13 protein-coding genes are annotated in these 14,242 nt (G+C 62.8%); 3 read left to right on the forward strand and 10 right to left on the reverse strand.

Annotation, left to right across the window (positions count from 1 at the left end; translation table 11 throughout):
• Nucleotides 1–109 precede the first annotated feature (109 nt).
• Genes pepN through QRN70_RS04245 form a run of 6 tightly spaced genes read right to left on the reverse strand, consistent with a single transcriptional unit; the run spans nt 110 to nt 6,623 of the window.
• Nucleotides 110–2,767, reverse strand: a complete 2,658-nt coding sequence (pepN, locus tag QRN70_RS04220; protein WP_285415958.1) for an aminopeptidase N — start codon at nt 2,765–2,767, stop codon at nt 110–112.
• A gap of 10 nt (nt 2,768–2,777) precedes the next feature.
• Nucleotides 2,778–3,608 carry a DUF2797 domain-containing protein gene (locus QRN70_RS04225; RefSeq protein ID WP_285415959.1) on the reverse strand — a complete coding sequence of 277 codons (831 nt, stop codon included), beginning with the start codon at nt 3,606–3,608 and terminating at the stop codon, nt 2,778–2,780.
• A complete protein-coding gene (locus QRN70_RS04230; protein WP_285415960.1) occupies nt 3,605–3,865 on the reverse strand; it encodes a YeaC family protein in 261 nt (86 codons plus the stop codon). Before QRN70_RS04230 ends, QRN70_RS04225 begins: the two co-directional genes overlap by 4 nt.
• Nucleotides 3,866–3,895: 30 nt before the next feature.
• On the reverse strand, nt 3,896–4,765 hold the full coding sequence (locus QRN70_RS04235; protein ID WP_285415961.1) for a rhomboid family intramembrane serine protease: 870 nt from the start codon (nt 4,763–4,765) through the stop codon (nt 3,896–3,898).
• A complete protein-coding gene (locus QRN70_RS04240; RefSeq protein ID WP_502941568.1) occupies nt 4,762–5,736 on the reverse strand; it encodes a metallophosphoesterase in 975 nt (324 codons plus the stop codon). Before QRN70_RS04240 ends, QRN70_RS04235 begins: the two co-directional genes overlap by 4 nt.
• Entirely contained in the window at nt 5,733–6,623 is an 891-nt protein-coding gene (locus tag QRN70_RS04245; protein ID WP_047528343.1) for an NAD(+) kinase, read from the reverse strand. The genes QRN70_RS04240 and QRN70_RS04245 overlap by 4 nt, the downstream gene beginning before the upstream one ends.
• Before the next feature lie 115 nt (nt 6,624–6,738).
• On the opposite strand from QRN70_RS04245, the gene QRN70_RS04250 reads away from it, so the two are divergent.
• Nucleotides 6,739–7,689 (forward strand): DUF1853 family protein, encoded by a 951-nt coding sequence (locus tag QRN70_RS04250; RefSeq protein WP_285415963.1) that lies wholly within the window; start codon nt 6,739–6,741, stop codon nt 7,687–7,689.
• Between the two features lie 133 nt (nt 7,690–7,822).
• Here QRN70_RS04250 and QRN70_RS04255 read toward each other — a convergent pair whose 3' ends face one another.
• Entirely contained in the window at nt 7,823–9,106 is a 1,284-nt protein-coding gene (locus tag QRN70_RS04255) for an arsenic transporter (RefSeq protein ID WP_285415964.1), read from the reverse strand.
• Between the two features lie 160 nt (nt 9,107–9,266).
• Nucleotides 9,267–9,824 carry an NADPH-dependent FMN reductase gene (locus QRN70_RS04260; RefSeq protein ID WP_285415965.1) on the reverse strand — a complete coding sequence of 186 codons (558 nt, stop codon included), beginning with the start codon at nt 9,822–9,824 and terminating at the stop codon, nt 9,267–9,269.
• Between the two features lie 185 nt (nt 9,825–10,009).
• Here QRN70_RS04260 and QRN70_RS04265 point away from each other — a divergent pair, with 185 nt between their 5' ends.
• Nucleotides 10,010–10,246 (forward strand): hypothetical protein, encoded by a 237-nt coding sequence (locus tag QRN70_RS04265; RefSeq protein WP_285415966.1) that lies wholly within the window; start codon nt 10,010–10,012, stop codon nt 10,244–10,246.
• Nucleotides 10,247–10,332: 86 nt separating this feature from the next.
• Nucleotides 10,333–11,226 (forward strand): LysR substrate-binding domain-containing protein, encoded by an 894-nt coding sequence (locus QRN70_RS04270; protein ID WP_285415967.1) that lies wholly within the window; start codon nt 10,333–10,335, stop codon nt 11,224–11,226.
• Here QRN70_RS04270 and QRN70_RS04275 read toward each other — a convergent pair.
• Both QRN70_RS04275 and QRN70_RS04280 read right to left on the reverse strand, forming a co-directional pair.
• Complete coding sequence (locus QRN70_RS04275; RefSeq protein ID WP_285415968.1) at nt 11,192–11,806, reverse strand: GNAT family N-acetyltransferase; 615 nt, start codon at nt 11,804–11,806, stop codon at nt 11,192–11,194. The two genes, QRN70_RS04270 and QRN70_RS04275, sit on opposite strands and share 35 nt — an antisense overlap.
• A gap of 14 nt (nt 11,807–11,820) precedes the next feature.
• The gene (locus QRN70_RS04280) at nt 11,821–14,076 is read right to left on the reverse strand and encodes an Orn/Lys/Arg family decarboxylase (protein WP_285415969.1); all 2,256 of its coding nucleotides are present in this window, start codon (nt 14,074–14,076) and stop codon (nt 11,821–11,823) included.
• Nucleotides 14,077–14,242 lie beyond the last annotated feature (166 nt).

Genomic DNA, 14,242 nt, shown 5'->3' on the forward strand with positions numbered 1-14,242 from the left:
GTGGGCGCGGGCTTGCCAGCGATGGCGGTAGATTATTCAACCTCAACGTTGAATCTGCCGCCGCCATCGCGGGCAAGCCCGCTCCCACAAGGTCTGGTGTTATCCCTGCTTAAGCCAGGCTTTTGCTGACCACTTCATACACGTCACTCGACAGCTGCCCCGACGCCAGAATTCGCTCCAGCTCAGCCTTCATCAGCGCCTGCCGCGCGCTGTCGTATTTGCGCCAGCGGGTCAGTGGCGCCAATTGCCGCGAGGCGATCTGCGGGTTGAAGGCGTTGAGCTCGATCACCAGATCGGCAAGGAAGCGATAACCCGAACCGTCGGCGGCGTGGAAATTGATCAGGTTCTGCCCGGCGAACGCACCGACCAGCGCCCGCACCTTGTTCGGGTTCTTGATGTTGAACGCCGGGTGCTGCATCAACGCTTTGGTACGCTCCAGCCCGCCTGGCAGAGGACTGCCGGCCTGGACGCTGAACCACTGGTCCATGACCAGCGGATTGTCCTTGAAGTGCTCGGCGAAGGTCGCCAGCGCCTGGGCCTTCTGCGCTTCGAACGGCGAGTTGACCAACACCGCCAGCGCGGTCAGGCGCTCGGTCATGTTGTCGCAGGTGTCGAATTGCTCCAGCGCCGCGGCGAGGACTTCCGGCTTGCCGCTGAGCATCAGATACGACAACGCGATGTTCTGCAGCGCGCGACGGGCGAAATGCTCTGCTTCGGCCACGTACGGCGTCTGCTTCGACAGGTCACGGTTGGCCTGATAACGCAGCCACAGTGCTTCAAACAAGTTGTCGGCCAGTTGCTTGCGGGCGAATTCGCGGGCGGTGTGAATCGCCTCGACGTCGGCCACTTCGCTGATTTCGGTCAGGTACGCTTCGCTTGGCAGCGAGAGCATTTCGGCGACCATGGCCTGATCCAGCGACTCGTCGGACAGCACGGTTTTCAGCGCCGAGATCAGGCGCGGATCGAGCACCAGGCTCTCGCCCTTCTGCTGCTGGGCGATCAGTTCCTGCAGGACCTGCACCGACAGTTGCTGGCCGGCATCCCAGCGGTTGAACCCGTCGCTGTCGTGCTGCATCAGGAACATCAGCTGGTCGCGGTTGTATGGGAAGCTCAGTTTCACCGGTGCCGAGAAGCCACGCAGCAGCGATGGCAGCGGATGTTCGGCAACGTCGACGAAGGTGAACGTCTGCTCGGCTTCGGTCACCGAGATGACCCGGGTCGTGCCTTGCGCCGATGCTTCACCGGCCAGGCGCAGGGCGATCTCGTTGCCCTGGCTGTCGAGCAGGCCCAGTTCGACCGGAATCACGAACGGCAGTTTTTCCACTTTGTCCGGGGTTTCCGGGCAGCTCTGGCGGAAGGTCAGGCTGTAGGTTTTTGCCGCCGCGTCGTAAGCCTCGCTGACCGCCAGACGCGGGGTGCCCGCCTGGCTGTACCAGCGCTTGAACTGGCTCAGATCGACACCGTTGGCATCCTCCATGGCCTTGATGAAGTCATCGCAGGTCACGGCCTGGCCATCGTGGCGTTCGAAGTACAGGTCGCTGCCCTTGCGGAAGCCCGCGGCGCCCAGCAGGGTGTGGATCATGCCGACCACTTCCGAGCCCTTCTCGTACACGGTCAGGGTGTAGAAGTTGGAAATTTCGATGAAGCTGTCCGGGCGCACGGCGTGGGCCATGGGACCGGCATCTTCGGCGAACTGGTGGGTGCGCAGGTACGCCACGTCCTGGATGCGCTTGACCGTGGCCGAGTTCATGTCCGAGGAGAACCCGGCGTCGCGGAACACGGTGAAGCCTTCCTTGAGCGACAGCTGGAACCAGTCGCGGCAGGTCACGCGGTTACCCGACCAGTTGTGGAAATATTCGTGGGCGACGATCGCCTCGACCCGCTGGTGCGCGGCGTCGGTGGCGGTTTCGGCGCGAGCCAGCACGGCGCTGGAGTTGAAGATATTGAGGCCTTTGTTCTCCATCGCGCCCATGTTGAAGTCGTTGACGGCGACGATCATGAAGATATCCAGGTCGTACTCGCGGCCGTAGACCTCTTCGTCCCAGCGCATCGACTTCTTCAGGCTGTTCATCGCGTGCTGGCACTTGTCGATGTTTTCCGGCTCGACGTAAATGCGCAGCGCGACGTTGCGCCCGGTCATGGTGGTGAAGCTGTCTTCGACGCACCACAAATCACCGGCCACCAGCGCGAACAGGTACGCCGGCTTCATGAACGGGTCTTCCCAGGTCGCCCAGTGCCGGCCGTCTTCGCCAGGGCCGGAGGCAATCGGGTTGCCGTTCGACAGCAGCACCGGATAGCTGTGCTGCTCGGCCACCACCGTGGTGGTGAACTTGCTCATCACGTCCGGACGGTCGAGGTAATAGGTGATCTTGCGAAAGCCCTCGGCCTCGCACTGGGTGCAGAACATCGTGCCGGACTTGTACAGGCCTTCCAGCGCCGTGTTGGTTTCCGGGTGGATGCGCACGCTGGTGTCGAGCGTGAAGCGTTCGCTGTTCGGCTGCAGGGTCAGGTGGCTGTCGCTGAGCTGGTAATCGGCGGCGCTCAGTTCCTGGTCGGCCAGGCTCACCGACAGCAGCTCCAGCTGCTGGCCGTCGAGCACCAGCGGCGGCAGGCCCGGGCCCTGCGCCGGGTTGCGGCGCATCACCAGCTGCGCGTGGACCAGGCTGTGGTCCTCGAACAACTCGAAGGTCAGGTGTGTTTCATCGATCAGGTACTCGGGCGCCTGATAGTCCTTGAGGTAGATCATCTTCGGTTGTTCGGTGCGCATGCTGGTGTCCTTATTGATGCACGGCGAGCTGATAGGCCGTGTACTTGCGAATGTTGATCACACCGGTGTCGAAGATCAGGTACTGGCCCTTGATCCCCAACAGCGTGCCTTCGGCAATCGGGTTCTTGTCCAGGTTGAAACTGACGATCTTGGCCGGGTACTGCTCGACCGGATAGCGGATTTCCAACGGTTCGACATCGGCTATGGTCTGGATCGCCTGCAGGCCGAAGCGTTCCTGCAAACCTTGCAGGCCGGCGGCGCAGCTTTCGAACAGCTGATCGCGCACCTGGGCCAGATCCACCGCCGGCGCATCGCCCTTGAGCAAGGCGCGCCAGTTGGTCTTGTCGGCCACCTGGCTGCGGAACAGGTCTTCGACGAAGCCCGACTGCTGGCGCGTGGCCACGCGCATGATCGGCAGCGCCTGGCTGGCGCCCTGGTCGAGCCAGCGCGTCGGCAGCTGGGTGGCGCGGGTAATGCCGACCTTGATCCCGGACGAATTGGCCAGGTAGACCACGTGGTCGGTCATGCAGAATTTCTCGCCCCACGCCGGCTCGCGGCAGGTGCCTGCCTCGAAGTGGCAGCGCTCCGGGCTCATGATGCAGATATCGCACTGCGCCAGTTTGGTCATGCACGGGTAGCAGTAACCCTGGCTGAAGCTGGTCTTGGTTCTGCGCCCGCAATGGGAGCAGTGGATCGCCCCCAGAAACTCCAGACGCAGCGTCGAGCCGATCAACGGATTGACCGGCACCTCGACGTCATCCAGACGAAACGCGTATTGCACGTGCGGCCCGTCCAGGCGTGCCGACATCTTGCTGATTGCACCGCGGCCAATCTCGATCAATGGATGGCATCCGACTTGAACAGGATGTTCGGCACTTCGATCGACTTCGACGCACATTCCTGCGGGCCCATGTAACCGGTGCGCTGTTCTTCGGGCAGGTTCTGGATTTCCCAGGCGATCATCGCCTGCAACGACAGTTCACGCTGCTCGGCGGTGAGCTTGCCACCGTCCGACCACTTGCCGATCTCCACGGCCAGTTTCAGGCTCTCGTAGATGTCCGGGGTGATGTTCTTGATCAGTTCGTTAAAAGAGGACATCAGGGTCTCCGTGCTCTTCATGCAGAAAATTTAGGCGGCCAGTTTACGGCGGTTGTACAAACCACCCAACAAACCGGTGAAGCATCCGATGAGTAACCCGCCGACGTGAGCGGCGTTGGCGATTTCGCCGAAACCGATCATCGACACCAGTCCGGACAGGCACAGCAGCAGCCACACCAGCATCATCACCAGCACGCCGCGCGGCAGCCGATAGGCCGGGTTCGGCGCCAGCAGCTGGAAGATCCAGCAATGCCCGAGCAGGCCGTAGAGCACGCCGGACAGGCCGCCAAACAGGGTCGCGCCGCTGAAATAATACTGTGCGTAGTTGGACACCAGGCTGAACAACAGGGTCAGGCCGATCAGGTTGACGCTGCCCTGGTGCGATTCGATGCGCCGCCCCAGCTCCCAGTACCACATGCCGTTCATGGCCAGGTGGAGGATGCCGAAGTGAATCAGCATCGGCGTGAACAGGCGCCACCACTGCCCCGCTGCCAGGCTGTCGGCCAGCGGCGTGAAGTGGATGTAGTCGCCGACCACGCGGAAGTCGAGGAAGGTCAGCCAGCGCAGCGTCTCGAGGTTGTCACCGAGCAGAGTCAGGACCCCGACCAGCAGGCTCAGCAGCAGGATCAACCCGGTGGCCCTGGCGTGCTTGAGTTGCTCGATGAAGCCCGGGCGCTTGAGCGGCTGCGCTTCCGGGATGTCCAGTTGCTGCTCGGGATCGCCCGCCGGAAACCGCTCGTACAGCGAACGCACGTCATCGCTGATTTCCGCCGGCACCCACAACACCTGCTCGCCGGCCTCTTCGCTGACGCGATGGGGCACCTGCATGCGCTGCAGCAGTTTGACGAAACCGCTCAGATCCACCGCCAGCGGCAGGCGTAATACCGCTATCGCACTCATCGCAGCACCTCCGGCCGCTCGACATCGACCCAGACGAATTTATGCGGATCGAGACGGGTTTCCTGATCCAGACGATAGGCCACCAGTTTGCCGTAGAGCACCGCGCTGTAATCCAGGCACGCCAGGTTCGGCCGGATCGGCGCCGGTTTGCCGCTGCGCCAGTAGTGGCCGACGAACAGCAATGGCTCGTCGGCGCCATACCGCAGCAGGGAATTCTTTTCACTGGAAGTCAGCGGCTTCTGTGCCACCGGCTCCGGCAGCGCATCGGGCTGGAACACGATGTCGCCGTAGGTCTGCGGGTCGTCCTCCCAGAACTTGGTGCGGAAGAACGACCGCACCAGACCGTCGCCGCTGGTCATGGTCAGGCCATCGGGCAGACGCATGTCAGTGCCGCGCAGCAGGCGGTCGAACACGGTGCAGGCGAAACTGCCGGGCACCGCCGAAGCCTGGAGGAAGTGCTCATCGATCCGCGCATCCGCGAACAACCCGCGCAGCGGCTCGATCAGGCCGGCATCCCAGCACGCGTGCACCACCCGGAAGCGCCCGGCATCGACCACCAGCGGCAGTTCATAGAACCATTGCAGGAAGTCGTGCCAGTCGCCCGGATGCTGTTCGAACTGGGTCAGGGTTTCGTGCAGCAGGCGCGCATGGCGCGGCGTGTGCTCGCGCACGAACTGCTTGCCGCTGCCCGGTGGCGCCGGGGTGCTCCAGCCCAGCGCGTTGAATTCGTGGTTGCCCATGATGCACAGCGCCTGACCGGCCTCGACCATGTCGTGGACGATGTGCAGCGCCTCGCGAATCCGCGGGCCGCGGTCGATGATGTCGCCGACGAACACGGCCATGCGTGAAGGATGCCGCCAGACCCCGCCCTGCTTGTGGTAACCGAGCCGGTCAAGCAGGTGTTCCAGCGTCAGGGCGCATCCGTGCACGTCACCGATCAGGTCGTAGCTACGCGCGGGATCGAGCATCAGTCGCCTCCACCACCCAGCTTGCTGCCCCAGCCGAGCTTGGTGCGGCAGACTTCGTAGTAGTTGTGGTCGAGCGGATGGATCAGCCGCAGTTTCTGCGCTTTTTTGCTCACGGTAATGGTGTCGCCCGGGGCGCAGGTGAAGTGGTTCTGCCCGTCGCAGGAGACTTGCGGGTAAATCTGCATATCTTTGGACACGACGATTTTCAGCTCACTGTTGCCATCGACCACGATCGGTCTGCCCGACAAGGTATGGGGGTACATCGGCACAATCACAATAGCGTCGAGCTTGGGATGCATGATCGGGCCACCGGCGGACAGCGCATACGCGGTGGAACCGGTCGGCGTGGCGACGATCAGGCCGTCGGCCTTCTGGCTGCAGACGAACTGGCCGTCGATGTACAGCTCGAATTCGATCATCCGCGTCGATTTGCCCGGGTGCAGAACCACGTCGTTCAGCGCATCGCCCTGGCCGATGGCTTCGGCGTGGCGGCGCACTTCGGCCTGCAGCAGGAAGCGGTTTTCCACCAGGTAATGGCCGTCGAGCACTTCGGCGACCTTGATTTCCAGCTCGTCCGGGCGGATATCGGTGAGGAAACCGAGGCTGCCGCGGTTGATTCCCAGCACCGGAATGTTGTGCCGCGCCAGCGCCCGGGCGGCGCCGAGCAGGCTGCCGTCACCGCCGACGACGATGACCATGTCGCAGACTTCACCCAGCATCTTGCGCGACGAGGTTTGCAGGCCGTGGCCCGGCAGCACTTCGGCGATGGTGTCTTCGAGGATCACATGCAGGTGCCGGTCGAGCAGAAAGCGTTTCAGTCGGCGGACGGTATCCAGCACCTGCGAACTGCCCAGGCGACCGATGATGCCGATATTACGAAATTGCTCCATGGGACCTCTGCGGACAATCGAAAACGCGAAAAGCACGATTATGGGCGAAAGCCTGCGATAGACAAAATCCTTTCAGCCTCAAGGGTGTGCTCACGTTTAAGGCTATCCTGCCAACATGATCCTATTTCCCGATTTGCTGCAGTTGCCCCACCAGTTGCGCCACCCGGAGGTGCGCGACCTGGCGTGGGTGATCCTCGCCCCGCCGATGCTGGCCACCACCCCGTGGCCGCAGCGCCATCCGCTGGCCGGCAGCGACTGGGTGGACGATCCCGAACGCCTGGAACACTGGCTGCGCCAGCTCGACCGCGACAGCTACGGCCTGCTGCACTGGCTGTCCCAGGCCCGCACCCGGCGCCTGGGGCTGTATTACGAGCGGTTGTGGCAGTTTGCCGTGGAACAGGCGCCGGGCATCGAGCTGATCGCCGCCAACCTGCCGATTCGCCGCGAGGGCCATACCCTCGGCGAGCTGGACATGCTCCTACGCGACCGCGACGGCGTCCATCACCTGGAACTGGCGATCAAGCTCTACCTCGGCCCGCAGAACGGCGACGGCCAGGATCCGGCACAGTGGCTCGGCCCCGGCTGCCATGACCGTCTCGACCGCAAACTGGCGCACCTGAGCGAGCATCAGCTGCCGATCTCCGCCCGCCCGGAGAGCCGCGCCGCGCTGGCCGCACTGGATATCGAAGCGTTCAGCGCACAGTTGTGGCTGGGTGGCTATCTGCTGTACCCGTGGCCGGGCCGCGCTGAACCGCCGCGGAGCGCACATCCGCAACACCTGCGGGGCAGTTGGCTGCATCAGCGCGACTGGCCGGCGTTCGTTGCCCAGCGTCCGCCCGGCCGCTGGCAGCCCCTGCCCCGCCACGCCTGGCTGGCGCCGGCGCACTATCCGGCCGATCAGACCTGGAGTGTTGAACATCTGCAGCAGTGGCTGGACGAGCTGGAGCCGCTGGCCCCGGCGCAACTGATGGTGCGCCTGATCGAGAATGCACAAGGGGAATGGGAAGAGGCGGAGCGCTTGTTTCTGGTGGCGGACCTTTGGCCGAATGTACCGGGGCAGGCCTGAGACTCGTTGCGCCCCCAGCGGCCTCTTCGCGAGCAGGCTCGCTCCCACAGGGGGCGTACATTTCAATTGCTCAATTGCTCAATTGCCATTGAACATGTGGGAGCGAGCCTGCTCGCGAAGGGCCCAATGCGGTCTAGATGGACAAGCGCACTGCCAACGCCGCCAAGGTCACCAACAACACCGGCAGCGTCAGCACGATGCCGACCTTGAAGTAATAGCCCCAGCCGATGCGGATGTCCTTGCGCGCCAGCACATGCAGCCAGAGCAGGGTCGCCAGACTGCCGATCGGGGTGATTTTCGGCCCCAGGTCACTGCCGATCACGTTGGCGTAGATCATCGCCTCCTTGACCACGCCGGTGGCCTGGCTGGCATCGATCGACAGCAAACCGACCAGCACCGTCGGCAGGTTGTTCATCACCGACGACAGCAATGCCGTCAGCAGCCCGGTCCCCAGCGCCGCGCCCCACACACCGTAACCGGCGAAGACGTTCAGCCATCCGGCCAGATAATCCGTGAGCCCGGCGTTGCGCAGGCCGTAGACCACCAGGTACATGCCCAGGGAAAAAATCACGATCTGCCACGGCGCCTCTTTCATCACCTTGCGCGTGGAGATTTTGTGCCCGCGAGCGGCGATGCCCAGCAGCAACGCGGCGCACACCGCCGAAATCGCGCTGATCGGAATGCCCAGCGGCTCGAGCGCGAAACAGCCGACCAGGAGGATCACCAACACCGCCCAACCGGCGTAAAACGTGGCTTTGTCGTGGATTGCGGTTTGCGGGTGCTCGAGTTGCTCGGGATCGTAGGTCTGCGGAATGTCGCGACGGAAGAACCACAGCAACACCCCCAGCGTGGCGGCGACGCTGACGAAGTTCACCGGCACCATCACCGCCGCGTAACGGTTGAAGCCGATGTGGAAGAAGTCCGCCGAGACAATGTTGACCAGGTTCGACACCACCAGCGGCAGGCTCGCGGTGTCGGCAATGAAACCGGCGCCCATCACGAACGCCAGGGTCGCCGCCGGCGAAAAGCGCAGGGCCAGCAGCATCGAAATCACAATCGGCGTGAGGATCAGCGCCGCACCGTCATTGGCGAACAGCGCCGACACCAGCGCCCCCAGCAACACCATGAAGGCAAACAGCTTGCGCCCGCTGCCCCGCCCCCAGCGCGCCACGTGCAGCGCCGCCCAGGCAAAAAAACCGGCTTCGTCGAGCAGCAGGCTGATGATGATCAGCGCCACGAAGGTGCCGGTGGCGTTCCAGATGATCTGCCACACCAGCGGAATATCGCTCAGGTGCACCACGCCGCAGATCAGCGCCAGGATCGCGCCGAACGTCGCGCTCCAGCCGACCCCCAGGCCTTTGGGTTGCCAGATCACCAGGGTAATGGTCAGCAGGAAAATCAACGACGCAGCGAGCATTCGCAACAACCTTCAAATATCAAATGAATGGAGATCCAAATGTGACAGCGGGCTTGCTCGCGAAAGCGCCAGGCCGGCAACCGAGAGGTTGTCTGACACAGCGCTTTCGCGAGCAAGCCCGCTGTCACAGGATCTCTGGTTTATCGCAGCTCTGACCAGATTATTTTTTGTGTTGTTCCACAAATTGCCCGTAGGCATTGATGAAATTCTGCAGGAACGGCTTGACCGACTCGCTCAATTTGCCCGCTTCGTCGAACGCATTGCCGGCACCGCCCAGATAGGCTTCCGGCTGTTGCATGCACGGTACGTCGAGAAACACGAAGGACTGGCGCAAGTGCTGGTTGGCGCCAAAACCACCGATGGCGCCCGGCGATACGCTGATCACCGCACCCGGCTTGCCACTCCAGGCGCTCTTGCCATAAGGCCGCGAGCCGACGTCAATCGCATTCTTCAACGGCGCCGGCACCGAACGGTTGTATTCGGGGGTGACAAACAGCACCGCGTCGGATGAACGCACTTGCTGACGGAAAGTGCTGTAGGCTGCCGGCGGTGAATCGCCGTCGATATCTTCGTTGTACAGGGGCAGATCGCCAATTTCGACAATGCTCAGCTTGAGGTTCGGCGGCGCCAGTTCCGCCAGTGCCAGGGCGACTTTGCGGTTGATCGACGCTTTGCGCAGGCTGCCGACCACTACGGCGACGTTATAGACATTGCTCATTGGAAGACTCTCGACTGTGCGTGGGGAGGAGCGTGTAGTTATAGATGATCCGGCGCCGGTTCCACCAGACGACGAAGGAATTTCCTGCGTCCTGATTATTTTTTTCCCGTAGGAAAACTTACCGCGCTTGACGACGGTCTACCAAGCCGCAAATCAAGCGTTCTATCTCCAGAGGTTCTAAGCAGATGGCAGCAGTACTCGTCGGTCAGTTCCATGCAAGAGATGCGGAAGGCCGCGTTTATTCCGTGCATGAATTCCAGGAATCCAACCCGTCGGCAGACGGTTTCACCGGCATGGAGCCTGTCACCACTTACAAGCTGGCCATTGGCGATCGCGTCAACAAGGTCGCGGACAACGAGTTCCTGCTGGTGCAATCGGGCATCACCCTGATCCGCGAGCCCGAGCCCACCGTCGCTTCATAACCGGGCGTTATGAGCAGAAGTCACACACGCCGAGTTGGGGTAGGATTCAGCCACTGACCCCAACCGCTCGGACATGGACTTCACGCATGCGTTTACGTCATATCGAAGTGATTCAGGCGCTTTTGCAGACCGGTCACGTCGGCACCGCTGCCGAATGGTTGCAATTGCCGGCAGCCGAGGTCGAAGACCTGTTGCGCGACGCCGAGAGTCAACTGGGGTTCATGCTGTTTGCCAGCGTTCGCGGACGCTTGCAGGCCACGCCTGAAGCCCGCGCCCTGCAGGCCGAAATCGCCCACGTGTATGCCGCGCTGGAGCCCGTGCAACGCCTGGCCAGCAGCCTGCGCCAGTACCTTGCACCGCCGTTGCGTATCATCGGCACCCCGCCCCTGGCGCAGCAATTGCTCCCGCAAAGTCTTGCCGCCCTGCGCCGGCGCCTGCCGGACGCCCCCTGTACACTGCTCAGCGATGCCACCCATGCGATTGTCCGCAGCCTGTTGCTGCGCGAAAGCGATCTGGGCCTGAGCCTGCACGACCCCGAACACCCCGACATCGATTGCCAGGTCCTGGCCCAGGGCAAACTGCAACTGCTCGCGCCCCACGGCTGGCTGCAGCCCAGGCAGAAATACATTTCCGTGCAGGACCTGGCCGGCCAGGCGATGGTCGGTCTCGAGGGCCAGGAGCCGTTGAGCCCGGCGCTGGAACACAAGCTGCAGGCCCTGCGCCCGGCGCCTGGGATCCAGACCCGCGTGCAAACCCAGCTGATGATGCGCAGCATGGTCGAGGCGGGTGAAGGCCTGGCCATCGTCGACCCGTTCACCGCCCTTGGCGCGCGCGCCGCCGGACTCGACGTCTGCCCGTTGTCACCGGCGGTGCCGATCAGCCTCTACGCCCTCACCTTCAGGCACGAAAAGCCCTCGGCAGCGATTCAGGCCCTGCTCGGCATCGTCACGGCACAAGCCGAGGCGATGCTGGCGAGCTGAGCGGGTTTTCCAGCGGATTATCGAACAATCGATACCAGAACAGCGCCACTTCGGCGGTGTTCGGGTCGATACCGCGATAGCGCAGATGGTCGATGCCGCCAATCACATAACCGCAGCGCTCGTACAAACGACAGGCGCCAAGATTGTTGTTCTGGGTTTCCAGCATGATGCCCGGCAGTTTCTTCTTGCGGCTCCAGAACTGCGCCACGTCGAGCAAGGCCTTGGCCACGCCATGGCGACGCGCCGGGGCATGCACCGCCAGTTCGTCGATATGGGCGAAGCCGTTCCAGTTGGTGCTGATCACCAGGTGGCCGACCGGCTCGTCGTCGAGGTACGCCATGAAGATCGCGCTGTCGGCGGCATCGCGAAAGCTGCTGAATTCTTCAGGGTCGATACCGTAGCACTTGCGGTACGGCACGATTGGCGTCACCGCCCACTGCTCCACCGCCCTGCCGATCTGCGCCGCCCCGTAGGCAGCGACTTCGAAACTGAAGTCGCTGCCCCAGATATACGCGGCAAAGCCATCGTCGGCGACCCGCACCGACAGCCCTGGGTATTTCGGATTCATCACCGGTTGCATACTGGGAAAAGTCCTCATTCCTTGACGCAATCGACGGTGTACTGCCGCCCATTGCCTTGATCTTCATGTTGCAGTCCATGCACATCGACGACGAAGCCCGGGAAACTGGCGTCGAACGTCCGGGCAAATTTCAGGTAGTCGATGATCGAGCGGGTCGCCTCGGTAAAGCGCTCGCCGGGCATGATCAATGGAATGCCCGGCGGATACGGCACCAGCATCACCGCCGCGACCCGCCCCTCCAGCTCATCGATCGGCACCGCCTCGACTTCGCCGCGCACCAGTTGATCGTAGGCGTGAGCAGGCTTCATGGCGATTTCCGGGAGCACGGTGTACATGCGTTTGAGATGCCTGGCCGTGGCATTGCTGCGGTAGCAGGCGTGCAGTTGATCGCACAGGTCACGCAGGCCCATGCCGCGGTAACGCGCGGTGTCCTGCTGGGCGACACAGGGCAGGCAGGTGGCGAGGCTGACGTTGGCGTCGTAGCTGCGCTTGAACTCCAGCAGCTCGGTGAGCAGCGTGCTCCACTTGCCCTTGGTGATGCCCATGGAAAACAGCACCAGGAACGAGTACAGGCCGGTTTTCTCCACCACCAGCCCGCGCTCCCAGAGAAACTTGCTGACCACCGCCGCCGGAATACCCTTGTCACTCAGCGCGCCACCGGCGGTCAGGCCCGGCATGACCAACGTGACCTTGATCGGATCGAGCAGCACATAGTCGTCGCTGACTTCGCCGAAGCCGTGCCAGTCGGCCTCGGGCTGCAGCAGCCAGTCTGCGGTCTGCACCCGGTCGATGCCTTCCACGCCCGGCGGCTGCCAGATCGAGAACCACCAGTCATCCGCTGCAATGTGCTGGCGCAGATTGGCCAGGGCGCGGCGAAAACTCAGCGCCTCATCGAAGGTTTCCTGCAACAGCGAACGCCCGGCCGGACCTTCCATCATCGCCGAGGCCACGTCCAGCGAGGCGATGATGCTGTACTGCGGCGATGTCGAGATATGCATCATGAACGCTTCGTTGAAACGGTCGCGATCGAGCTGCCGCGCACCGCCATCCTGCACGTGGATCATCGAAGCCTGGCTGAACGCCGCGAGCAATTTGTGCGTGGAATGGGTGGTGAACACCAGCGGACTGTCGGCGCTGCGTGAGGTGGCCATGCCATAGCGCCCGGCAAAGAATTCGTGGAACGCCGCGTAGGCGTACCACGCCTCATCGAAATGCAATACCTCGACGCTGTTGCCCAGGCTCTGTTTGATTAGCTCGGCGTTGTAGCACAGCCCGTCATAGGTGGAGTTGGTCACCACCGCCAGTTTGACCTTGGGCTCCCGGCCCTTGGTCAACGGACTGGCGTCGATCTTGGCGAGGATCGATTCACGGCTGAATTCGCTCAGCGGAATGGGGCCGATGATGCCCAGTTCATTGCGCTCCGGGCACAGGTACAAGGGAATCGCGCCGGTCATGATGATCGCGTGCAGCACCGACTTGTGGCAGTTGCGATCCACCAGCACCAGGTCATCGCGCCCGACCATGGAATGCCAGACGATCTTGTTGGCGGTCGAGGTGCCATTGATCACGAAAAAGGTGTGATCGGCGCCGAAATTGCGCGCCGCACGCGCCTCGGCTTCGGCCAGCGGGCCGGTGTGATCGAGCAGCGAACCGAGCTCCGGGACTGACACCGACAGATCCGAACGCAAGGTGTTTTCGCCGAAAAACTGATGGAACGCCTGGCCCACCGGGCTTTTGTGATACGCCACGCCGCCGCCATGGCCAGGCGTGTGCCAGGAATAATTGGAGTCGGCAGTGTGCTGCACCAAGGCCTTGAAGAATGGCGGCAGCAGCCCATCCAGGTACTTGCGCGCCGCCCGCGCCACTTGCCGGGCAAGAAACGGCACAGTGTCTTCGAACAGATAGAGAATGCCGCGCAATTGATTGAGCTCGGCCATGGCATCGGCGGGGGCATTTTCCAGGGTGACTTGCTCGCCGAGGGCGAAGATCGGCAGATCCGGCGCCCGGACCCGGGCCAGCCCGATCAGTTCGGCCATGTTCTGCAACAGATGCGAGTGGGCGCTGGCGTCCTCGGCGGCAATCAGCATGCAGGCCAGGCCGTGATGAGTCGAAGCCACCAGACGCCCTTCGGCGTAGTCCGTGGCCGAGACGATACTGAAGCCTTCCTGTTCCAGCTCGCGGGCGATGCCACGGACGCGGTCACCGGCGACGGTGTCGGCCTTGATGTCGCGATGGACAATCAGCACCGGAAACTTCAAGTCTTTGTACATGGAGCTCAGTGTCCCGAGACGGCGGAATCGAATCCGCCAATGCACTCAGGGTAGAGGGTTGCAGCGAAAGTGGCGAGGGTGGCCACTTGTCAGTACTTCCAAAGGCTAAAGGATCGCAGTCTGCGGCCGTTACTGCAGCAGCGGGCATTCCGGCGCAGGCTGCGAT

This window comes from Pseudomonas sp. efr-133-TYG-5 (assembly GCF_030209175.1).
Lineage (GTDB): Bacteria > Pseudomonadota > Gammaproteobacteria > Pseudomonadales > Pseudomonadaceae > Aquipseudomonas.

Excerpts from the sequence above, each read along its gene's own strand:
- QRN70_RS04275 (WP_285415968.1), bottom strand. The coding sequence starts at position 11,806 with ATGCAACCGGTGATGAATCCGAAATACCCAGGGCTGTCGGTGCGGGTC.
- QRN70_RS04245 (WP_047528343.1), bottom strand. The coding sequence starts at position 6,623 with ATGGAGCAATTTCGTAATATCGGCATCATCGGTCGCCTGGGCAGTTCG.
- pepN (WP_285415958.1), bottom strand. The coding sequence starts at position 2,767 with ATGCGCACCGAACAACCGAAGATGATCTACCTCAAGGACTATCAGGCG.
- QRN70_RS04230 (WP_285415960.1), bottom strand. The coding sequence starts at position 3,865 with ATGTCCTCTTTTAACGAACTGATCAAGAACATCACCCCGGACATCTAC.
- QRN70_RS04270 (WP_285415967.1), top strand. The coding sequence starts at position 10,333 with ATGCGTTTACGTCATATCGAAGTGATTCAGGCGCTTTTGCAGACCGGT.
- QRN70_RS04235 (WP_285415961.1), bottom strand. The coding sequence starts at position 4,765 with ATGAGTGCGATAGCGGTATTACGCCTGCCGCTGGCGGTGGATCTGAGC.
- QRN70_RS04250 (WP_285415963.1), top strand. The coding sequence starts at position 6,739 with ATGATCCTATTTCCCGATTTGCTGCAGTTGCCCCACCAGTTGCGCCAC.
- QRN70_RS04260 (WP_285415965.1), bottom strand. The coding sequence starts at position 9,824 with ATGAGCAATGTCTATAACGTCGCCGTAGTGGTCGGCAGCCTGCGCAAA.
- QRN70_RS04265 (WP_285415966.1), top strand. The coding sequence starts at position 10,010 with ATGGCAGCAGTACTCGTCGGTCAGTTCCATGCAAGAGATGCGGAAGGC.
- QRN70_RS04255 (WP_285415964.1), bottom strand. The coding sequence starts at position 9,106 with ATGCTCGCTGCGTCGTTGATTTTCCTGCTGACCATTACCCTGGTGATC.
- QRN70_RS04280 (WP_285415969.1), bottom strand. The coding sequence starts at position 14,076 with ATGTACAAAGACTTGAAGTTTCCGGTGCTGATTGTCCATCGCGACATC.